Consider the following 18,312-nt stretch of genomic DNA (forward strand, 5'->3'; position numbering starts at 1 on the left):
CGGCGGGTCAGCGGCACGCTCCCGCCGGCACGGGCGCCCGGGTCCGCGGCGCGGTGCTCAGGCCAGTGCCTCGACCACCATCTGCACCCGCTGGGCGCCGTTGTACTCGTCCAGCGAGAGCCGGTAGGCCAGCACGCTGCGCTCGGGCACCGGCTCGCTGCGGCCGAACCAGATCGCCTCGCGCAGCGCGCCGCCGCAGCGCACCGTGAGCTTGAGGTGGCGTTCGCCGACGATACGCTGCGAGACGATCTCGACCTCGTCGCTGAACACCGGGGCCTCGAAGGCCTGGCCCCAGACCTCGCGCTCCAGCGCCTGCACCACCTCGGGCGCGTACCAGCGCGCTTCCAGCGGGCCGTCGGTGGCGACGGTGCGGGCCAGCAGGCCGGGGTCCAGCCACTCGTCGGCGACCTGCTGGAAGGCCTGCTCGAAGACGTCGAAGTCCTCCTCCTCGAGAGTGCAGCCGGCCGCCATCGCATGACCGCCGAACTTCTTCAGCACGCCCGGGTGGCGCTTGCTGACCAGGTCCAGCGCGTCGCGCAGGTGAAAACCCGGGATGGAGCGGCCCGAGCCCTTGAGCAGGCCGTCCTGGCCGAGCGCGAACACGAAGGTCGGCCGGTGCAGCTTGTCCTTCAGGCGCGAGGCCACGATGCCGACCACCCCTTCATGGAAGTCGGGGTCGAAGATCGCCAGCGCCGGCGGCGGTTCGTCCTCGGGCATCAGCGACTCCAGCATCGCCTCGGCCTGCTCGCGCATGCCGGCCTCGACGTCGCGCCGCTCGCGGTTGATCGCGTCCAGGGTCTGGGCCAGCTCGGCGGCCCGGCCCGCGTCGTCGGTCAGCAGGCACTCGATGCCCAGGGTCATGTCGGCCAGCCGGCCGGCGGCGTTGATGCGCGGCCCGAGCGCAAAGCCGAAGTCGAAGCTGCTGGCGCGCGCCGGATCGCGGCCCGCCGCCTTGAACAAGGCCGCCACGCCCGCGTGCATGCGCCCGGCGCGGATGCGCTTGAGGCCCTGGGCCACCAGGCGCCGGTTGTTGGCGTCGAGCTTGACGACGTCGGCCACGGTGCCGAGCGCCACCAGGTCGAGCAGGGTATCCAGGCGGGGCTGCTCCTGGGCGCTGAAGGCGCCACGCCGGCGCAGCTCGGCGCGCACCGCCAGCAGCACGTAGAACATCACGCCCACACCCGCCAGGCACTTGCTGGGAAAGCCGCAAGCCGGCTGGTTGGGGTTCACGATCACGGTGGCTTCGGGCAGCACCAACCGCTCCTCCACCAGCGCCGGCAGGTGGTGGTCGGTGATCACGACGTCGAGGCCGAGGGCGCGCGCGTGCGCCACGCCCTGCAGGCTGGCGATGCCGTTGTCCACCGTCAGCAGCACGTCCGGGCGACAGGCCATCGCGAGGTCCACCACCGCCGGCGACAGGCCGTAGCCGTGCACCGCGCGGTCGGGCACCACGTAGCCGAGCTGCTCGGGCCGGGCGCCCAGCAGGCCCAGGCCGCGCAAGGCCACCGCGCAGGCCGTGGCGCCGTCGCAGTCGTAGTCGGCCACCACGCAGATCCGCTTGCCCGCGGCGATCGCGTCGGCCAGGAAACACGCGGCCTCGGCCGCGCCGTGCAGGCTGTCAGGCGGCAGCAGGCGGGCCAGCGAATCGTCCAGGTCCTCGGAACTGGCGATACCGCGCGCGGCGAACAGCCGCGCCAGCAGCGGGTGGACGCCGGCCTGTTCGAGCGCCCAGGCGGCGCGGGGAGGGATGTCTCGGGAAGTGATTTTCATCGCCACAACAACAAAGCAGGTCTTACCAGGCCTCGCCCAGGTCCGGGGCCTCAGAGATTCAGCAGCACGTCGGCCGGCTGCGTGCGCTGCCAGCGTTGTTTCAGGCGCGTCCACCAGCCGCCGTCGCGCAGCTCGAAGTCCTGGGCGCTGCGTTCGCCGCACAAGGTCAGCCGCACCGGCGCGCCACGCTGCAGCGCCGCCAGAGCCAGGGTCAGCGGTCCGCGCTCCAGCTCGTGCCAGGCTTCGGCCCAGGCGGCCCAGTCCTCGGCGAACCAGGCGTCGCGCAGCCGCGTATCCACCACCAGCGCGGGAGGGTCGAGGGCCGGCTGGGCCGGGCCGCAGCCGCTCAGCCAGAAGGAGTTGACGGGCGGCAGGCCGCGCTCGATGCGCCGGTCGGTCAGTGTATGGGTGTAGAGCAGCATCTGCACCTCGTTCTGCAGCCGCCGCACGCGCGAGAACTGGGGGTGCTCCGGCATCCAGGCGTGCACGTTGCGGCCGATCACCCGGTCGGGCGAGGCGGTGGGCAGTTCCCGGAAGCTCTCGTGGGCCGCGTACCAGCGTGTCGCCGCGCCCCAGACCAGCACATACCCCTCGGACTCGAACAGCTCGCGCACCGCCTCCAGCAGCTCTCGCGACTCCTCCTCGCCGAGCTGCAGGGTCTGCGGATCCAGCATGGTGACCTGGTCGGTGCCGACATGCCAGTGCGCTGGCGTCAACAGGGCCCAGTTCAGGTCGCCGGTGGTGATGCCGTCGCGGGCCGCCAGCCAGGCGCCCCAGGGCAGGCCGCCGTCCGGGCCGCTGAGACCGAGCGCGCGCGCCAACGCGCGCTCGTGCGGCGGCGAGAGCGAGTCCTCGTCAGCTTGGCTGCGCAAGGCCGGCGCCAGCCGGGCGAGCACCTGCGTCAGCACCGGCAGCTGCAAGTCCTTCAGGGTGTGCTGGCAGGCGTCGGACAGCGCCGAGGCATAGGGGATCAGCAGGTGCATGGGCGGCAATTATCGGGGGGGCGGGCCGGGCGGCGGCTCGGTTAGCATCGAACGCTTCGCGAAAACGGCGCATTTTTGTCGGCAGCGCCGCCACACTCCCATGAACTGGCCTTACGAACTGCAGATCGGCTGGCGCTACACGCGCGCGGGCCGCGCCACCCGGCGCAACGGATTCATCTCCTTCATCTCGGGCGTCTCGATGCTGGGCATCTCGCTGGGCGTCGCCGCGTTGATCATCGTGCTGTCGGTGATGAACGGCTTCCAGAAGGAGGTGCGCGACCGCATGCTGTCGGTCGTCTCGCATGTCGAGGTGTATGCCGCCGGCGGCCAGGCGCTGCCCGACTGGCGCGCGACCGCGACCCAGGCACGCGAGAACCCGCAGGTGCTGGGGGCCGCCCCCTTCATCGCGACCCAGGCCCTGGTGGCGCGCGGCGACGAGATGCGCGGCGCGATGATCCGCGGCATCTCGCCCGAGGACGAACCCGAGGTGACGCCGCTGGCCCGGCAGCTCAAGGACACCGTGCTCACGCGCCTGGTGCCGGGCGAGTGGGGCATCGTGCTGGGCGGCGAGCTGGCCCGCATGCTGGGCGTGCAGACCGGCGACAAGGTGACGCTGGTCTCGCCGGGCGGGCAGATGACGCCGGCCGGCGTGGTGCCCAGGCTCAAGCAGATGACGGTGGTGGGCAGCTTCGACGCCGGCCACTACGAATACGACAGCGCGCTGGCGCTGATGCACATCGACGACGCCGCCAAGCTGTTCCGCGTCGAGGGCCCGACCGGCGTGCAGCTGCGCCTGAGCGATGTGCACCAGGCGCCGCGGGTGGCCCAGGAACTCAGCCGCGGCTTGAGCGGCGACCTCCTGATCAGCGACTGGACCCGCACCAATCGCAACTGGTTCGCGGCCGTGCAGCTGGAGAAGCGCATGATGTTCATCATCCTGACGCTGATCGTCGCGGTCGCGGCCTTCAACCTGGTCTCCACGCTGGTGATGACCGTGACCGACAAGCGCGCCGACATCGCCATCCTGCGGACGCTGGGCGCGAGCCCGGGCTCCATCATGGGCGTCTTCATGGTGCAGGGCGCCGTTTCGGGCATCATCGGCACCGCCACCGGCCTGGGCCTGGGCCTGCTGGTGGCCTTCAATATCGATGTGATCGTGCCTTTTCTCGAACGCCTCTTCAATGCCAGCTTCCTGCCCGGCAGCATCTACCTGATCAGCCGCATGCCCAGCGACCCGCAGGCCGCCGACATCGTGCCCATCGGCCTGATCTCGCTGGTGCTGGCCTTCCTGGCCACGATCTACCCGAGCTGGCGTGCCAGCCGCGTGCAACCGGCGGAGGCGCTGCGTTATGAGTGACGTGGTCCTTAGCGCGCGCGGCCTGCACAAGCGGTTCCGCGAGGGCTCGCTCGACGTGCACGTGCTGCGCGGCGTCGACATCGCGGTGGCGCCCGGCGAGACCCTCGCCATCGTCGGCGCGTCGGGCTCGGGCAAGAGCACCCTGCTGCACCTGCTGGGCGGGCTGGACGCGCCCACCGCCGGCGAGGTGCAGCTGCAGGGCCGCAAGCTCGCGGCCCTGGGCGCGGCCGAGCAGGGGCAGTGGCGCAACCGGCACCTGGGTTTCGTCTACCAGTTCCACCATCTGCTGCCCGAGTTCACCGCGCTCGACAACGTCGCGATGCCGCTGCGCATCCGCCGCCTGCCCACGGCCGCGGCACGCGCACGCGCCCAGGAGATGCTGCAGCAGGTGGGCCTGGGCGAGCGTGTGTTGCACCGCCCGGCCGAGCTCTCGGGCGGGGAGCGCCAGCGTGTCGCGATCGCCCGGGCGCTGGTGTCCGAGCCGGCCTGCGTGCTGGCCGACGAGCCGACCGGCAACCTCGACCGCGGCACCGCCAACGTGGTGTTCGACCTGATGCTCTCGCTGGCGCGCCTGCGCGGCACGTCTTTCGTGGTGGTGACCCACGACGAGGCGATCGCGCGGCGTTGCGACCGGGCGGTGCACCTGGTCTCCGGCCTGCTGGTCTGAGCGGGTCGAGGACGGGATCCGGCACCGATGTGGATCGACACCCATGCCCACCTGGATGCCGCCGAGTTCGACGCCGACCGCCCGGCGATGATCCAGCGTGCCCGGGCGGCGGGGGTGGCCCAGGTGGTGCTACCCGCCATCGGCTGCGGCAACTTCGACACGGTGCGTGAACTGGCCGCGGCCGAGGGCCTGAGCTATGGGCTCGGCATCCATCCCATCGTCGTCAACAGCGAGCCGGACGATGCGCCGGAGCGGCTGCGCACCGCCTTGCAGGCGCACCGCGACGACCCGCGCCTGGTCGCCGTGGGCGAGATCGGGCTGGACCTGTTCGTGCCCGGTCTGCAGCGCGAACGCCAGGAAGCCTGGTTCGCGGCGCAGCTCAAGCTGGCGCGCGAGTTCGCCTTGCCGGTGCTGCTGCACACGCGCCGAGCGGTCGACGTGGTGCTCAAGCATCTGCGCCGCGTCGAGGTGCCGGGCGGCATCGCCCACGCCTTCAACGGCAGCGAGCAGCAGGCGCAGGTGTTCATCGAGCTGGGCTTCAAGCTCGGCTTCGGCGGCGCGCTGACCTTCGAGCGGGCCCACCAGATCCGCCGGCTGGCCCAAACGCTGCCCGTCGACAGCCTGGTGCTGGAGACCGACGCGCCCGACATCCCGCCGCACTGGCTCTACAAGACCGCCGCCCAGCGGGCCGCCGGCGAGAGCAGCCGCAACGAGCCGGCCGCGCTGCCGCGCATCGCGGCCGAGCTGGCGGCACTGCGCGGCATGCAGCTGGCCGAGCTGCAGCATCGCAGCCGTGCCAACACGCTGGCGGCGCTGCCGCGGCTGGCGGCCCTCGTGGAGCCCTGAAATGACCTTGCTGCAAGGCCTGGCGCCGGTGCTCGCGCCGCACACGCGGCTGATCGTGCTCGGCAGCTTTCCGAGCGTGGCGTCCCTGCAGGCCCAGCAGTACTACGCCCACCCGCGCAACCACTTCTGGCCCATCCTGTCGGCGCTGTGGGAGGTGGACCTGCGCGCGCTGCCCTATGCCGAACGCCTGGCGGTGGTGCGCGAGCGCGGCCTGGGCATCTGGGATGTCTACGCCAGCTGCCGCCGCGAAGGCAGCCTGGACAGTGCCATCGAGCAGGCCTGCCCCAACGACCTGGCCGGCCTGCCGCAACGCGCCCCCGCCTTGCAGGCGCTGGCCCACAACGGCGGCGAGTCGGCCCGCGCAATGGCCATCACCCGGGGCCTGGGCCGGGCCGTCTACCGGCTGCCCTCGACCAGCCCCGCGAACGCCTCCTGGAGCTTTGAGCGCAAGCTCGCGGCATGGAAGGCGGTTTTCGAACAACACGATCTCGCATGACCCGACGCAAGACCCCGGCCCTGGCGCCCGTGACCGTTTCCGAATCCGACGGCGTGCGCTTTCTCCACCTCGGCACGATCTGGGTGCAGGGGGCGATGCGTGTGCGCAAGCCCTATGCGCTCGAACTCGAATACATCCAGCGCATGATGGCCTGGATGCTGCTGCGGCCCGAGGAGGCGCTGACGGCCGGTCACGCGGTGCAGCTGGGCCTGGGCGCGGGGGCCATCACCAAGTTCTGCCACAAGACGCTGCAGATGCGCTGCACCGCGGTGGAGCTGAATCCCGAGGTGATCTCGGTGTGCCGCAGCCTGTTCCGCCTGCCGCCCGACGACGAGCGGCTGACGGTGCTGGAGCAGGACGCGGCCCGCTACGCCGAGGATCCGGTCCATGCCGGCAGCGCCGACGCGCTGTGCGTCGACCTCTACGACCACGAGGCCGCCAGTCCGGTGCTCGACGACGAGCGCTTTTATGCCGCCTGCCACCAGCTGCTGGCGCGCGGCGGCGTGATGAGCGTTAACCTGTTCGGTCGTGACGCCAGCTTCGAGCGCAGCGTCGAGCGCATTGCGGCGACCTTCGGCCGCGGCGCCTTGTGGACGCTCAAGCCGACCAGGGAAGGCAACACCGTTGTATTGGCCACCAAGGGCCTGCCCCCGGTCGACCGGGCCGTGCTTGCCGGGCGCGCCGAAAACATCGAAACTCGCTTTTCGCTGCCGGCCCGGAAGTGGCTGCGCATGATCAAGCACCTCGGTTCGTGAAACAGGGCTCATGGGCGCCACTCCTTCCGCCACCGCCGTCTCCCCCGTGTCGTCTCCCCGCTTCAAGGGCCGCCTGCAATGGCGGCCGCTGCTCGACTGGCTGCGCGAGGATGGCCTGGTCAGCCCGGCCGAGGCCGAGCGTACCGCCCAGCGCCTGGCCGCCGCGGACAGCGTGCAGCACCCGCTGGTGCGGCTGGCCAATGTCGGCATGGCGCATGCGCGCAGCGGCCGGCCGCTGGATGTCGAGGGGCTGACCGAATGGCTGGCCGGCCGCTGTGGCAAGGACTACCTGCGCATCGACCCGCTGAAGGTCAACGTCGGCCGGGTCGCCGACATCATGTCGGTCAACTATGCCGAGCGGCGCCGGGCCTTGCCGGTGCAGGTGGGCATGCAGGAGGTCACCATCGCCACCTGCGAGCCCTTCGATACCGACTGGATCGCCGAGATCGAGGGCCACACGCGCAAGACGGTCCGGCTGGTGCTGGTCAGCCCGCCCGAGCTGCAGCGCTACACGACCGAGTTCTACACCCTCGCCAAATCGGTCAAGGCGGCCCAGAAGACCGGCGAGGGGGCGGCCGGGCCGGCCAACTTCGAACAGCTGGTCGAGCTGGGCAAGAGCAAGCAGCTCGATGCCAACGACCAGGGTGTGGTGCAGGTGGTCGACTGGTTGTGGCAGTACGCCTTCGACCAGCGCGCCTCGGACATCCACCTCGAGCCGCGCCGCGACATGGGCGCGGTGCGCTTCCGCATCGACGGCGTGATGCACACCGTCTACCAGCTGCCGCTGACCGTGATGGCGGCGGTGACCAGCCGCATCAAGCTGCTGGGCCGCATGGACGTGGTGGAGAAACGCCGCCCGCTGGACGGCCGCATCAAGACCCGCAATCCCGACGGCGAGGAGGTGGAGATGCGGCTGTCGACCCTGCCCACCGCCTTCGGCGAGAAGCTGGTGATGCGCATCTTCGACCCGGACTCCACCGTCAAGAGCCTCGATGCCCTCGGCTTCGGTCCCCACGAGGCGCAGCGCTGGGAGCAACTGGTGACGCAGGCGCACGGGGTTATCCTGGTCACCGGGCCGACCGGCTCGGGCAAGACCACCACCCTGTATTCCACCCTCAAGCGTCTGGCCACCGACGAGGTCAACGTCTGCACCATCGAAGACCCGATCGAGATGATCGAGCCGGCCTTCAACCAGACCCAGGTGCAGCCCCAGCTGGACCTGGGTTTTGCGAACGGCCTGCGCGCGCTGATGCGCCAGGACCCGGACATCATCATGGTGGGCGAGGTGCGCGATCTTGAAACCGCCGAGATGGCGATCCAGGCGGCGCTGACCGGCCACCTCGTTTTCACCACTCTGCACACCAACGACGCCACCTCGGCCGTGACGCGGCTGCTGGACCTGGGTGTGCCGGCCTACCTGCTCAATGCCACCCTGCTGGGCGTGCTGGCGCAGCGCCTGGTGCGCACACTGTGCCCGCACTGCAAGCAGCCGGACGAGAACTTCCCGCGCGAATCGCTCGCCGAGGCGATCCAGCCCTGGCGCATGAGCGGCGGCTTCCGGCCCTGCCGGCCAGTGGGCTGCATCGAGTGCCGCATGACCGGCTTCCGGGGCCGCGCCGGCTTGTACGAACTGCTCACGGTCAGCGAGCCGCTGAAAGCGCTGGTCGGGCAGACGCCCGATTTGGCCAAGCTGCGCCAGCAGGGCGCCCAGGATGGCATGCGCCCACTGCGCCTGGCCGGCGCGATGAAGGTGGCCGAAGGCCTGACCACCCTCGAGGAAGTGCTGCGAGCGACCCCGGCCTGGGAGCGCTGAAATCGGGCGGCATCGGCAGCGCTGCGCCCGGTCGTCCCGCGGTGCAGGACGCGGTTTCGCGCTACGTGTAATCCACAGCGCTTTGCCGCGGGGCGGCTTCCTAGAATCGCTGCAGTTTTAAAAAGGCTGAAAATGAGGAGCGCAACATGAAGATCAAAAGCCAGCGGGACTTTGTCTCGGGGCTCATGTTCATCGTCGTCGGACTGGGTTTTGCCTGGGGCGCGACCAACTACTCGTTCGGCAGTTCGGCCTCGCCCGGTCCGGGCTACTTCCCCTTCGGCCTCGGCCTGATTCTGGCCGTGCTGGGCGCGATGGTGACCTTCAAGTCGCTCACCATCGAGACCGAAGACGGCGACCCGATTGGCGCCATCGCCTGGAAGCCGCTGCTGCTGATCCTCGGCGCCGTCGCGGTGTTCGGCTTCGCGCTGCCGCGCCTCGGCCTGATCATCACCATCGCGCTGCTGGTCGGCCTCGCCAGCCTGGCCGGCGACGAGATCAAGTGGAAGCAGACGGCCATCCTGGCCGTGGTGCTGATGGTCGGCTGCTATCTCGTGTTCGTGAAGGGTCTGAGCCTCGTGCTGCCGATGTGGCCGAGCTTCCTCGGCTGAACGCCGCCACGTCCCCGAGCAACGACGATCAACGAGGATTCCATGGATCTCATCAACAACCTCGCGCTGGGTTTTCAAACCACCCTGACGTTCTCCAACCTGACCTATGCCTTTTTCGGCTGTGTGCTCGGGACCCTGATCGGCGTGCTGCCCGGCCTGGGGCCGGTCGCCACCATCGCGATGCTGCTGCCGTCGATCTACTCGCTGGACGCGACGCCGGCGCTGATCATGCTGGCCGGCATCTACTACGGCTCGCAGTACGGCGGCTCGACCACCGCCATCCTGATCAACGTGCCGGGTGAATCGGCCTCGGTGGTCACCGCGCTGGACGGCTACCAGATGGCCCGCCAGGGCCGCGCCGGCGCCGCGCTCGCGGTGGCGGGGCTGGGCTCCTTCTTCGCCGGCTCGGTCGCCACGCTGGTGCTGGCTGCCTTCGCGCCGCCCCTGACCGAGATGGCCTTCAAGTTCGGCTCGGCCGAGTACTTCTCGCTGATGGTGGTGGGCCTGATCGGCGCCGTGGTGCTGGCCTCCGGCTCGCTCATCAAGGCGATCGCGATGATCCTGCTGGGCCTGCTGCTCGGCCAGATCAACACCGACGTGATCTCCGGCGTGCCGCGCTTTTCCTTCGACGTGCCCGAGCTGAGCGACGGCATCAACTTCGTCGTCATCGCGATGGGCCTGTTCGGCTTCGGCGAGATCATCGCCAACCTGGGGCAGCCGGCCGAGGAGCGCGAGGTCTTCACCAAGGACGTCAAGGGCCTGTGGCCGACCCGCCAGGACTTCAAGGAGGCCGCGCCGGCGGTGCTGCGCGGCACGGCGCTGGGCTCCATCCTGGGCGTGCTGCCCGGCGGCGGCTCGCTGCTGTCGGCCTTCGCGTCCTACACGCTGGAGAAGAAGCTCTCGAAGACGCCCGAGAAGTTCGGCAAGGGCGCCATCCAGGGTGTGGCCGGTCCCGAGTCGGCCAACAACGCCGGTGCCCAGACGTCCTTCATCCCGATGCTGACGCTGGGCATCCCGCCCAACCCGGTGATGGCGCTGATGGTGGGTGCGATGACGATCAAGGGCATCCAGCCCGGCCCGCAGGTGATGGCGAGCAACCCCGAGCTGTTCTGGGGCCTGATCGCGTCCATGTGGATCGGCAACCTGATGCTCGTGATCCTGAACCTGCCGCTGATCGGCATCTGGATCAAGCTGCTGACCGTGCCCTACCGCTTCCTGTTCCCGGCCATCCTGCTGTTCTGCTGCATCGGGTTGTACACGCTGAACAACAACAACTTCGACGTCTACATGTCGGTGCTGTTCGGTGTCGTGGGTTATGCCTTCTACAAGCTCGGCTGCGAACCGGCGCCGCTGTTGCTCGGCTTCATTCTCGGGCCGATGATGGAGGAGCATCTGCGACGTGCGCTGCTGCTGTCGCGCGGCGACTGGAGCACCTTCCTCACGCGGCCGCTGTCGGCCAGCCTGCTGGCGGCCGCCGCCTTGCTGCTGCTGATCGTGACCCTGCCGAACGTGCGGCGCAAGCGTGAGGTGGCGTTCAGCGAAGGCGACTGAGGCCGCTCTCACTGCCTCGCTGCCGAGGGCCGCCATGTGCGGCCCTTTTTCGTCATGTGAAGCGGCTGCCTCATCCACCTGGGCAGCGGAGCCGCCACTTCGCTGTCTGACCAGTGCTGGCGCCGCCGCGGGCTCTGCCGCAGCGCACCATAATCGGTGCGCACAAGGAGGAAACCCGACAATGCCGACACCGCATCCGCTGCGCGAAGTGCTGCACAACGAAGTTCACGCGCGGCCCTACGAACGTCTGTCGGCGCCGCTGGCGCTGTCGCACCTCGCGCTGCTCACGCCGCCGGGCGAGACCCGCAGCCGCGAGCATCTGCACACCCTGCTGCGTTCGCGCCACCTGCCGCTGCCCGCGGCCGACGCCGGTCACCTGAGCATCGACCTGGGCGGGGTCCACCTGCGCTGGGAGCAGCACACCGAGTTCCAGACCTACACCTTCTGGCGTCAGCTGCCCGAGAACCCGGCGTCCTTCGAGCCGTCCGCGGTGGCCTCGGTGCCCCAGGACTGGCTGCGCGGGGTGCCCGGGCAGTGGCTGGTGGGCATGCATGTGATGGTGACGTCCAGCCGCGAGGACGGCAGCGATCCGCTGGTGCGCGGCTCGCTGGACGAGGACAGCCTGGTCGCCTCGGTGGTGATGGACGGGCAGGCCGAGGTGTACACCGACTTCCGCCTGCATGGCGACGGCTTTGCTCGGGTGGTGCTGGTGGCCGCCAGCATGCACCCGCGGCGCCTCGGCCGGGCGGTGCAGCGGCTGCTGGAGATCGAGACCTACCGCATGACGGCCTTGCTCGGCCTGCCGGCGGCGCGCGAGGTGTCGGCGACGCTGGCGGACGCCGAACGCGACCTGGCCCGCATCGCCAGCGAGATCCGCAGCGCCGAGCGCGACCGGGAGCCCGAGCTGCTGCGCCAGCTGACCCAGCTGGCCGGCCGTGTCGAGAGCCTCTATGCCAGCACGCACGCGCGTTTCTCGGCCAGCGCGGCCTACTTCGAGCTGGTGCAGCGGCGCATCGACGAGCTGCACGAGCACCGCCTCGCGGGCCTGCAGACCATCGGCGAGTTCATGGACCGGCGCCTGGGCCCGGCGATGCAGACCTGTGCCTGGGCCGGGCGGCGCCAGCAGCAGCTCTCCGAACGCATCTCGCGCACCAGCAATCTGCTGCGCACGCGGGTCGAGATCGAGCAGCAGCAGAGCAGCCAGGACCTGCTCGATGCGATGAACCGGCGCCAGCTGGTGCAACTGCGCCTGCAGAGCGCGGTCGAGGGCCTGTCGGTGGCGGCCATCACCTATTACGGCGCGGGGCTGGTCGGCCATCTCGCGAAGGGCGGCAAGGAAGCGGGGCTGCTGCCGCTGTCGCCGGAGGTGCTGGTGGCGCTGGCGGTGCCGCTGATCGCGCTGGGGGTGTGGTCGGGGCTCCGGCGCATGCACCAGCTGGTGTGGCGGGCGGCGCAGTAGGGCGGGTTGCGGAGGTATTGAACCGCTTTGAACCGACTTGGTTAAATTTAACCCTCATGGTTAAAAACATTCCGGATCCGGGGCTCGTGGCATCAGCCTTCTGCGCGGGCAGGCCGTCGCGTGGAAGCCCGCTTTCGCGGGCGCGCCCCTGCGGGGCGGTTGCCGGGATGTGCGCCCGGCAGCGCACCTACTTCTCTTGTCTCGCCAAGAGAAGTAGGCAAGAGAAGGCGACCCCGAGCAGGGCGCCCTGCTCGGGCTTGGGAGGCGGCTGCGCAACTCGGCCTTTTTGAAGGGCGCTTCGCACCCTTCAAACGGACCTCGGACAGTGCTCGCCGACCCCGCCCTGCGGGCGGGGCAAGCTCCCAAGCCCTGCGCTCCTCGCCGCCCCACACGGGGCCCCACTGCATACGGCTCGCTACGCATCGCCGCGCGCTGGCTCCCGGTTGCTAGGCAACCGGTTCGGGGACGTCCATCAGCGCATGTCGTGGCCCGCTGAACCCACGCTGAACGCCTGCACGCCCCTGCCCGCAAGCCGATAATCTCCGGCGCAGTTGCGAGGTGCGCGATGAAGTCCTTCCAGTACAGCTTCCCCTATCCCTCCGCCCGTCTTCCGGTGTTCGGTCGCAATGTGGTTGCGACCTCGCACCCGGCGGCCGCCGCGGCCGGGCTGCGCATGCTGATGCGCGGCGGCAATGCGGTGGATGCGGCGATCGCCACGGCGGCGGCGATGACCATCGTCGAGCCGGTCAGCAACGGACTGGGCAGCGACGCCTTCTGCATCCTCTGGGACGGCGAGCGCCTGCACGGACTGAACGCCTCGGGTCGCGCGCCGCAGGCCTGGACCCCCGAGTACTTTCGTGCCAAGTACGGCGCCGATGCCAAGAGCCCGCCGAAGCGCGGCTGGGACTCGGTCACCGTGCCGGGGGCGGTCGGCGGCTGGGTTGCCCTCAGCGAGCGCTTCGGCAAGCTGCCCTTCGCCGACCTGATGGAGCCCGCCATCGAGCTGGCCGAGCGCGGTTACGTGGTGCCGCCCGTGGTGGGGCAGAAGTGGGCCGCGCCGGTGGCCGAGCTGCAGGGCCTGCCGGGTTTCGCCGAGGCCTTCCTGCCGCGCGGCCGGGCGCCGGCGGTGGGCGAGTGGTGGCAGTTCAAGGCGGCCGCGCGCACCTTGCGCCTGATTGCCGAGACCCGCGGCGAAGCCTACTACCGCGGCGAGATCGCCGAGGCGGCGGCCCGCTTTGCCGCCGAGCATGGCGCCGCCATGACGGCGGCCGACTTCGCGGCCTGCCGGCCCGACTGGGTCGAGCCCATCGGGCGCGACTACCGCGGCCACACGCTGCACGAGATTCCGCCCAACGGCCAGGGCATCGCGGCGCTGATCGCGCTCGGCATCCTGTCGCGCTTCGACCTCGCGTCGCTCGCGCCCGACGGCGTCGAGGCCCAGCACCTGCAGATCGAGGCGATGAAACTCGGCTTCGCCGACACCTACCGCTATGTGTCGGACCCGGCCAGCATGGAGCTCACCCCGGCGCAGATGCTCGACGAGGCCTATCTCGCGAGCCGCGCCCGGCTGATCGATCCCCGGCGCGCGCAGGTGTTCGGCCCCGGCAATCCCTCCAAGGGCGGCACCATCTACCTGACCGCGGCCGACGAGCGCGGCATGATGGTCAGCTTCATCCAGAGCAATTACATGGGTTTCGGCTCGGGTGTGGTGGTGCCCGGCTACGGCCTGTCGCTGCACAACCGCGGCCACGCCTTCTCGCTCGACGCGGCCAGCCCCAACGTGGTGGCGCCGGGCAAGCGACCCTTCCACACCATCATCCCGGCCTTCCTGACCCGGGACGGCCAGCCGGTCATGAGCTTCGGCGTGATGGGCGCCAACATGCAGCCGCAGGGCCACCTGCAGACCCTGGTGCGTTTGCTGGACCACGGCCAGAACCCGCAGGCGGCCTGCGACGCGCCGCGCTGGCGCTACAACTCGGGCCTCTCGCTCAATGTCGAGGCCAGCATGGACCCGGCCGTGGTGCAGGGCCTCATCGAGCGGGGCCACCAGATCGAGGTGATCCAGGATTCCTACCAGGACTTCGGCGCCGGGCAGTTCATCTGGCGTTTGGGAGATCCGGGGGTCGAGGGGTATGTCGCCGCCAGCGACCCGCGCCGTGACGGACAGGCGGTGGCCTTTTGACCGCCGCCGCGACCACTCCCAAGGCCCACGGCTCCTCCGCGTCCGGCCTCGCGCTCGCCCTGCTCGGGTCGATCGCCTTCTCGGGCAAGGCCATCATCGTCAAGCTGGCCTATCGCCACGGCGTCGATGCCGTCACGCTGATCATGTACCGCATGCTGTTTGCGCTGCCGCTGTTCGCGCTGATGGCCTGGTGGGCCGGGCGCGGCAAGCCGCCGATGTCGCGGCGCGACTGGCTGGGCATCATCGGGCTGGGCATCAGCGGCTACTACCTGGCGAGTTATCTCGACTTCCTGGGGCTGCAGTACATCACCGCGAGCCTGGAGCGGCTCATCCTCTACCTCAACCCCACGCTGGTGCTGGTGCTGGGCGTGCTGCTGTTCAAGCAGAAGGTCACGGGGCGGCAGCTGGTGGCGGTCGCCGTCAGCTACAGCGGCGTGCTGCTGGTATTCGGGCAGGAAGCCAACTTCCAGGGCAGCCACGTGATGCTGGGCGCGACGCTGGTTTTCGCCAGTGCGGTGTCCTATGCGGTCTACCTCGTCTACAGCGGCGAGATGGTGCGGCGTTTCGGCTCGCTGCGCCTGGTGGGCTGGGCCAGTCTGGTCGCCTGCGTGCTGTGCATTGCCCAGTTCGTGCTGCTGCGGCCGCTGTCGGCAGCGCTGGTAGCGCCCGAGGTGGTGTGGCTGTCGGTACTCAACGCGACCCTGTGCACGGTCGCCCCGGTGCTGATGGTGATGATGGCGATCGAGCGCATCGGCGCCACGCTGGCGGCGCAGACCGGACTGGTCGGGCCGCTGTCCACCCTCATCATGGGCGTGTTGATCCTGGGCGAGCCCGTCACGCCCTGGATCGTCGCCGGCACGGCGCTGGTGCTGGCCGGCATCTGGCTGCTGGCGCGGGCGCGCCGGCTCGCCGCAGAGAACGGTAAGTAGGAGCAAGGAAGATGGATCTCGGACTGGCAGGCAAGTGGGCGCTGGTGTGCGCCTCCAGCAAGGGCCTGGGCAAGGGCTGCGCGCAGGCGCTGGTGCAGGAGGGTGTCAACGTGGTGGTGACCGCACGCGGTGCCGAGGCGCTGGAGGCCACCGCGGCCGAGCTGCGGGCCCTGGGCCGCGGCGCGGTGAGGGCGGTGGCCGGCGACATCGCGACGCCCGAAGGCCGGGCCGCGGCGCTGGCGGCCTGCCCGCAGGTCGACATCCTGATCAACAACGCTGGCGGCCCGCCGCCCGGCGACTTCCGCGAGTGGTCGCGCGAGGACTGGATCAAGGCCCTGGATGCCAACATGCTGACCCCCATCGAGCTGATCAAGGCCACGGTGGACGGCATGATCGAGCGGCGTTTCGGTCGCATCGTCAACATCACCTCGGGCGCGGTGAAGGCGCCGATCGATGTGCTGGGTCTGTCCAACGGCGCACGCTCGGGGCTGACCGGTTTTGTCGCGGGACTGGCGCGCAAGACCGTGGTCCACAACGTCACGATCAACAACCTGCTGCCAGGAGCCTTCGACACCGACCGGCTGAAGAAGACCATGGAAGCCTCGGCGCGCGACCGCGGCGCCAGCTACGAGGCCACCCGCGAGGCGCGCATGAAGGGCATCCCGGCCGGACGCTTCGGCACCGCCGAGGAGTTCGGCGCGACCTGCGCCTTCCTGTGCAGCCGCCAGGCCGCCTACATCACCGGGCAGAACTGGCTGCTCGACGGCGGCGCCTACCCCGGCACCTTCTGAACCAATGCGTTGCCTCAGCGCCGCGACGACACCACGATGCCGGCGACGATCAGTGCGAAGGCCGCACCGTGGAACCACTGCGGCGCTTCGCCCAGCAGCGCAGCCGACAGCAGCGCCGCGAACACCGGCGTCAGGTTGCTGAAAAAGGCCGCGATGGACGGCCCGACGGCCGCCACGCCCATGCCCCAGCACCGGTAGGCCACCAGCGAGGCCAGCACCGCGACGTAAAGCAGCCCGGCCAGAACAGGCAGCGACCAGGGCACCGCAATGTCGCGGACGCGCGCCTCGCCCGCCGCGAAACCGGCCGCCCAGACCACCCCGAAGGCGATCTGCGCCAGCAGGAACTCGGCCCAGTGCCACTCGCGTGCCGAGTTGTCGCTGGGCTTGGCCAGCATCCAGCTGTAGAGCGCCCACAGCGCGACGGCCAGCAGCATGTAGAGATCGCCAGGCACCAGCTGCACCTGCTGCAAGGTGGCCCAGCTGCCGCGCGAGATCACCAGCACCACCCCCAGCAGGGACAGCACCGCGCCGAGCAGCTGCATCGGGCGGGCCCGCTCGCGCCAGAACAGCGCGCCGGCGGCCAGCATCCAGACCGGCATGCTGGCGGCGATCAGCGTCACGTTGATGGGCGTGGAGGTCTGCAGCGCCAGGTACTGCAGCGAGTTGTAGCTGCCGACGCCCAGCAGCCCGAGCAGGATGAAACGCCGCCAGCGTGACCACAGCGGGCTGCCGGGCCGCAGCACGCGCCAGCCCAGCGGCAGCAGGATCAGCGCGGCCAGCAGCCAGCGCAGGAAGTTCAGGGTCAGCGGCGCCACGGCCCCCACCATCAGCCGGCCCACCACGGCATTGCCGGCCCACAGCAGCGGCGGCAGCGTGAGCAGCAGGGCGGTCTTGGGGGTGATGGGGTGGTTCATGCGGGGTCGTGCTGGGTCGAGAGGAAGGCGAGGGGCGGCGCCCGGCATGTTAGCGCCGGGTGTTTCGCCTGGCATCCAGAGGCCTTTGCGGTGCCGGCCGTCGGCCCCCTGCAAAAACGCCGCGGCTGGCGTAAGGTGACGGCCTGAAGCGGTCGTGCCCGACCCTTTGCCCCCTGAAGACGGAGAAGACACCATGCCCCTGGCCATCCAGATCCACGAGTTCGGCGGTCCCGAGAACCTGCGCTTGGTCGACCTGCCGGTCGGTGAGCCCGGCCCCGGCGAGATCCGCATCCGCCACCGCGCCTGCGGCCTCAACTACATCGACATCTACCAGCGCACCGGGCTCTACACCGGGCCGCTGCCGCTGACCCTGGGCATGGAGGCCTCCGGTGTGGTCGAGGCGGTGGGGGAGGGCGTCACGCACCTCCAGCCCGGCGACCGGGCCGCCTACACCAGCCAGCCGCCCGGCGCCTACAGCGAGGCCCGCGTGATGCCGGCGCGTTGTGTCGTGAAGCTGCCGGATCAGATCGACGACGAAACCGCCGCGGCGATGATGCTCAAGGGCCTGACGGTGCAGTACCTGCTGCGCAAGACCCAGCCGCAGGGCGGGCTGATGCCGGGCGACTTCGTGCTCTTCCATGCCGCCGCGGGCGGGGTGGGGCTGATCGCCTGCCAGTGGGCCCGCGCGATGGGCCTGCGCCTGATCGGCACCGCGGGCAGCGACGAGAAGTGCCGGCTCGCGATGGAGCACGGCGCCGACGCCGTGATCAACTACAGCCGCGAGGACTTCGTCGCCCGCGTGCGCGAGATCACCGGGGGGCAGGGTGTGAAGGTGGTCTACGACGCGATCGGCAAGGACACCTGGGAGCGCTCGCTCGACTGCCTGCGGCCCTTCGGCCTGATGGTCAGCTACGGCAACACCTCGGGGCCGGTGCCGCCGGTCTCGCTCGGGGTGCTGGCCGCCAAGGGCTCGCTCTACGTGACGCGACCCAGCGTCTTCACGCACCTGGCGACACGCGAGTCCACCCAGGCCATGGCCGACGAGCTGTTCGAAATGGTCGCCAACGGGCAGATCCGCATCCGCGTGGACCAGCGCTACGCGCTGAAGGACGTGGCCCAGGCCCACCGCGACCTGGAAGGCCGCCGCACCACCGGCTCCAGCGTGCTGCTGCCCTGAGCGACAAGACAGGA

The 18,312-nt window shown here is 70.2% G+C and carries 16 protein-coding genes; 13 read left to right on the forward strand and 3 right to left on the reverse strand.

Going from position 1 to position 18,312, the window contains the following annotated elements:
* Window positions 1–57 precede the first annotated feature (57 nt).
* Both recJ and OOT46_RS00795 read right to left on the reverse strand, forming a co-directional pair.
* A complete protein-coding gene (gene recJ, locus OOT46_RS00790; RefSeq protein ID WP_265401667.1) occupies window positions 58–1,770 on the reverse strand; it encodes a single-stranded-DNA-specific exonuclease RecJ in 1,713 nt (570 codons plus the stop codon).
* A 50-nt stretch (window positions 1,771–1,820) separates the two neighbouring features.
* Window positions 1,821–2,753, reverse strand: a complete 933-nt coding sequence (locus tag OOT46_RS00795; protein WP_265401668.1) for a hypothetical protein — start codon at window positions 2,751–2,753, stop codon at window positions 1,821–1,823.
* Between the two features lie 100 nt (window positions 2,754–2,853).
* On the opposite strand from OOT46_RS00795, the gene OOT46_RS00800 reads away from it, so the two are divergent.
* From OOT46_RS00800 to OOT46_RS00855, 12 genes are all read left to right on the forward strand, one after another.
* Entirely contained in the window at window positions 2,854–4,110 is a 1,257-nt protein-coding gene (locus OOT46_RS00800; RefSeq protein ID WP_265401669.1) for a lipoprotein-releasing ABC transporter permease subunit, read from the forward strand.
* Window positions 4,103–4,777, forward strand: a complete 675-nt coding sequence (gene lolD / locus OOT46_RS00805) for a lipoprotein-releasing ABC transporter ATP-binding protein LolD (protein ID WP_265401670.1) — start codon at window positions 4,103–4,105, stop codon at window positions 4,775–4,777. Before OOT46_RS00800 ends, lolD begins: the two co-directional genes overlap by 8 nt.
* A gap of 27 nt (window positions 4,778–4,804) precedes the next feature.
* A complete protein-coding gene (locus OOT46_RS00810) occupies window positions 4,805–5,623 on the forward strand; it encodes a TatD family hydrolase (protein WP_265401671.1) in 819 nt (272 codons plus the stop codon).
* A gap of 1 nt (window position 5,624) precedes the next feature.
* Window positions 5,625–6,119, forward strand: coding sequence for a DNA-deoxyinosine glycosylase (locus tag OOT46_RS00815; protein WP_265401672.1), 495 nt, complete (start codon window positions 5,625–5,627; stop codon window positions 6,117–6,119).
* Window positions 6,116–6,874 (forward strand): methyltransferase domain-containing protein, encoded by a 759-nt coding sequence (locus OOT46_RS00820; RefSeq protein WP_265401673.1) that lies wholly within the window; start codon window positions 6,116–6,118, stop codon window positions 6,872–6,874. Before OOT46_RS00815 ends, OOT46_RS00820 begins: the two co-directional genes overlap by 4 nt.
* A gap of 10 nt (window positions 6,875–6,884) precedes the next feature.
* A complete protein-coding gene (locus OOT46_RS00825; protein ID WP_265401674.1) occupies window positions 6,885–8,687 on the forward strand; it encodes a GspE/PulE family protein in 1,803 nt (600 codons plus the stop codon).
* Window positions 8,688–8,833: 146 nt separating this feature from the next.
* Window positions 8,834–9,295 carry a tripartite tricarboxylate transporter TctB family protein gene (locus OOT46_RS00830; protein ID WP_265401675.1) on the forward strand — a complete coding sequence of 154 codons (462 nt, stop codon included), beginning with the start codon at window positions 8,834–8,836 and terminating at the stop codon, window positions 9,293–9,295.
* 42 nt (window positions 9,296–9,337) lie between these two features.
* Complete coding sequence (locus OOT46_RS00835; protein ID WP_265401676.1) at window positions 9,338–10,846, forward strand: tripartite tricarboxylate transporter permease; 1,509 nt, start codon at window positions 9,338–9,340, stop codon at window positions 10,844–10,846.
* A gap of 181 nt (window positions 10,847–11,027) precedes the next feature.
* Window positions 11,028–12,305 (forward strand): DUF3422 family protein, encoded by a 1,278-nt coding sequence (locus tag OOT46_RS00840; RefSeq protein ID WP_265401677.1) that lies wholly within the window; start codon window positions 11,028–11,030, stop codon window positions 12,303–12,305.
* A 565-nt stretch (window positions 12,306–12,870) separates the two neighbouring features.
* Window positions 12,871–14,487: a gamma-glutamyltransferase family protein gene (locus tag OOT46_RS00845; RefSeq protein ID WP_265401678.1), complete on the forward strand. Its 1,617-nt coding sequence runs from the start codon at window positions 12,871–12,873 to the stop codon at window positions 14,485–14,487.
* The gene (locus OOT46_RS00850) at window positions 14,484–15,416 is read left to right on the forward strand and encodes a DMT family transporter (protein ID WP_265401679.1); all 933 of its coding nucleotides are present in this window, start codon (window positions 14,484–14,486) and stop codon (window positions 15,414–15,416) included. The genes OOT46_RS00845 and OOT46_RS00850 overlap by 4 nt, the downstream gene beginning before the upstream one ends.
* 11 nt (window positions 15,417–15,427) lie before the next feature.
* Window positions 15,428–16,207 carry an SDR family oxidoreductase gene (locus tag OOT46_RS00855; protein WP_265401680.1) on the forward strand — a complete coding sequence of 260 codons (780 nt, stop codon included), beginning with the start codon at window positions 15,428–15,430 and terminating at the stop codon, window positions 16,205–16,207.
* A 14-nt stretch (window positions 16,208–16,221) separates the two neighbouring features.
* Here OOT46_RS00855 and OOT46_RS00860 read toward each other — a convergent pair whose 3' ends face one another.
* A complete protein-coding gene (locus tag OOT46_RS00860) occupies window positions 16,222–17,121 on the reverse strand; it encodes a DMT family transporter (protein WP_265401681.1) in 900 nt (299 codons plus the stop codon).
* Between the two features lie 193 nt (window positions 17,122–17,314).
* Here OOT46_RS00860 and OOT46_RS00865 point away from each other — a divergent pair, with 193 nt between their 5' ends.
* Entirely contained in the window at window positions 17,315–18,298 is a 984-nt protein-coding gene (locus tag OOT46_RS00865) for a quinone oxidoreductase family protein (RefSeq protein WP_265401682.1), read from the forward strand.
* The last annotated feature ends 14 nt before the right edge of the window (window positions 18,299–18,312 follow it).

The organism is Aquabacterium sp. A7-Y (genome assembly GCF_026153205.1).
Taxonomy (GTDB): domain Bacteria; phylum Pseudomonadota; class Gammaproteobacteria; order Burkholderiales; family Burkholderiaceae_C; genus Caldimonas.

Coding starts and splice junctions, on each gene's coding strand:
- recJ (WP_265401667.1), bottom strand. CDS start 1,770: ATGAAAATCACTTCCCGAGACATCCCTCCCCGCGCCGCCTGGGCGCTC.
- OOT46_RS00795 (WP_265401668.1), bottom strand. CDS start 2,753: ATGCACCTGCTGATCCCCTATGCCTCGGCGCTGTCCGACGCCTGCCAG.
- OOT46_RS00800 (WP_265401669.1), top strand. CDS start 2,854: ATGAACTGGCCTTACGAACTGCAGATCGGCTGGCGCTACACGCGCGCG.
- lolD (WP_265401670.1), top strand. CDS start 4,103: ATGAGTGACGTGGTCCTTAGCGCGCGCGGCCTGCACAAGCGGTTCCGC.
- OOT46_RS00810 (WP_265401671.1), top strand. CDS start 4,805: ATGTGGATCGACACCCATGCCCACCTGGATGCCGCCGAGTTCGACGCC.
- OOT46_RS00815 (WP_265401672.1), top strand. CDS start 5,625: ATGACCTTGCTGCAAGGCCTGGCGCCGGTGCTCGCGCCGCACACGCGG.
- OOT46_RS00820 (WP_265401673.1), top strand. CDS start 6,116: ATGACCCGACGCAAGACCCCGGCCCTGGCGCCCGTGACCGTTTCCGAA.
- OOT46_RS00825 (WP_265401674.1), top strand. CDS start 6,885: ATGGGCGCCACTCCTTCCGCCACCGCCGTCTCCCCCGTGTCGTCTCCC.
- OOT46_RS00830 (WP_265401675.1), top strand. CDS start 8,834: ATGAAGATCAAAAGCCAGCGGGACTTTGTCTCGGGGCTCATGTTCATC.
- OOT46_RS00835 (WP_265401676.1), top strand. CDS start 9,338: ATGGATCTCATCAACAACCTCGCGCTGGGTTTTCAAACCACCCTGACG.
- OOT46_RS00840 (WP_265401677.1), top strand. CDS start 11,028: ATGCCGACACCGCATCCGCTGCGCGAAGTGCTGCACAACGAAGTTCAC.
- OOT46_RS00845 (WP_265401678.1), top strand. CDS start 12,871: ATGAAGTCCTTCCAGTACAGCTTCCCCTATCCCTCCGCCCGTCTTCCG.
- OOT46_RS00855 (WP_265401680.1), top strand. CDS start 15,428: ATGGATCTCGGACTGGCAGGCAAGTGGGCGCTGGTGTGCGCCTCCAGC.
- OOT46_RS00860 (WP_265401681.1), bottom strand. CDS start 17,121: ATGAACCACCCCATCACCCCCAAGACCGCCCTGCTGCTCACGCTGCCG.
- OOT46_RS00865 (WP_265401682.1), top strand. CDS start 17,315: ATGCCCCTGGCCATCCAGATCCACGAGTTCGGCGGTCCCGAGAACCTG.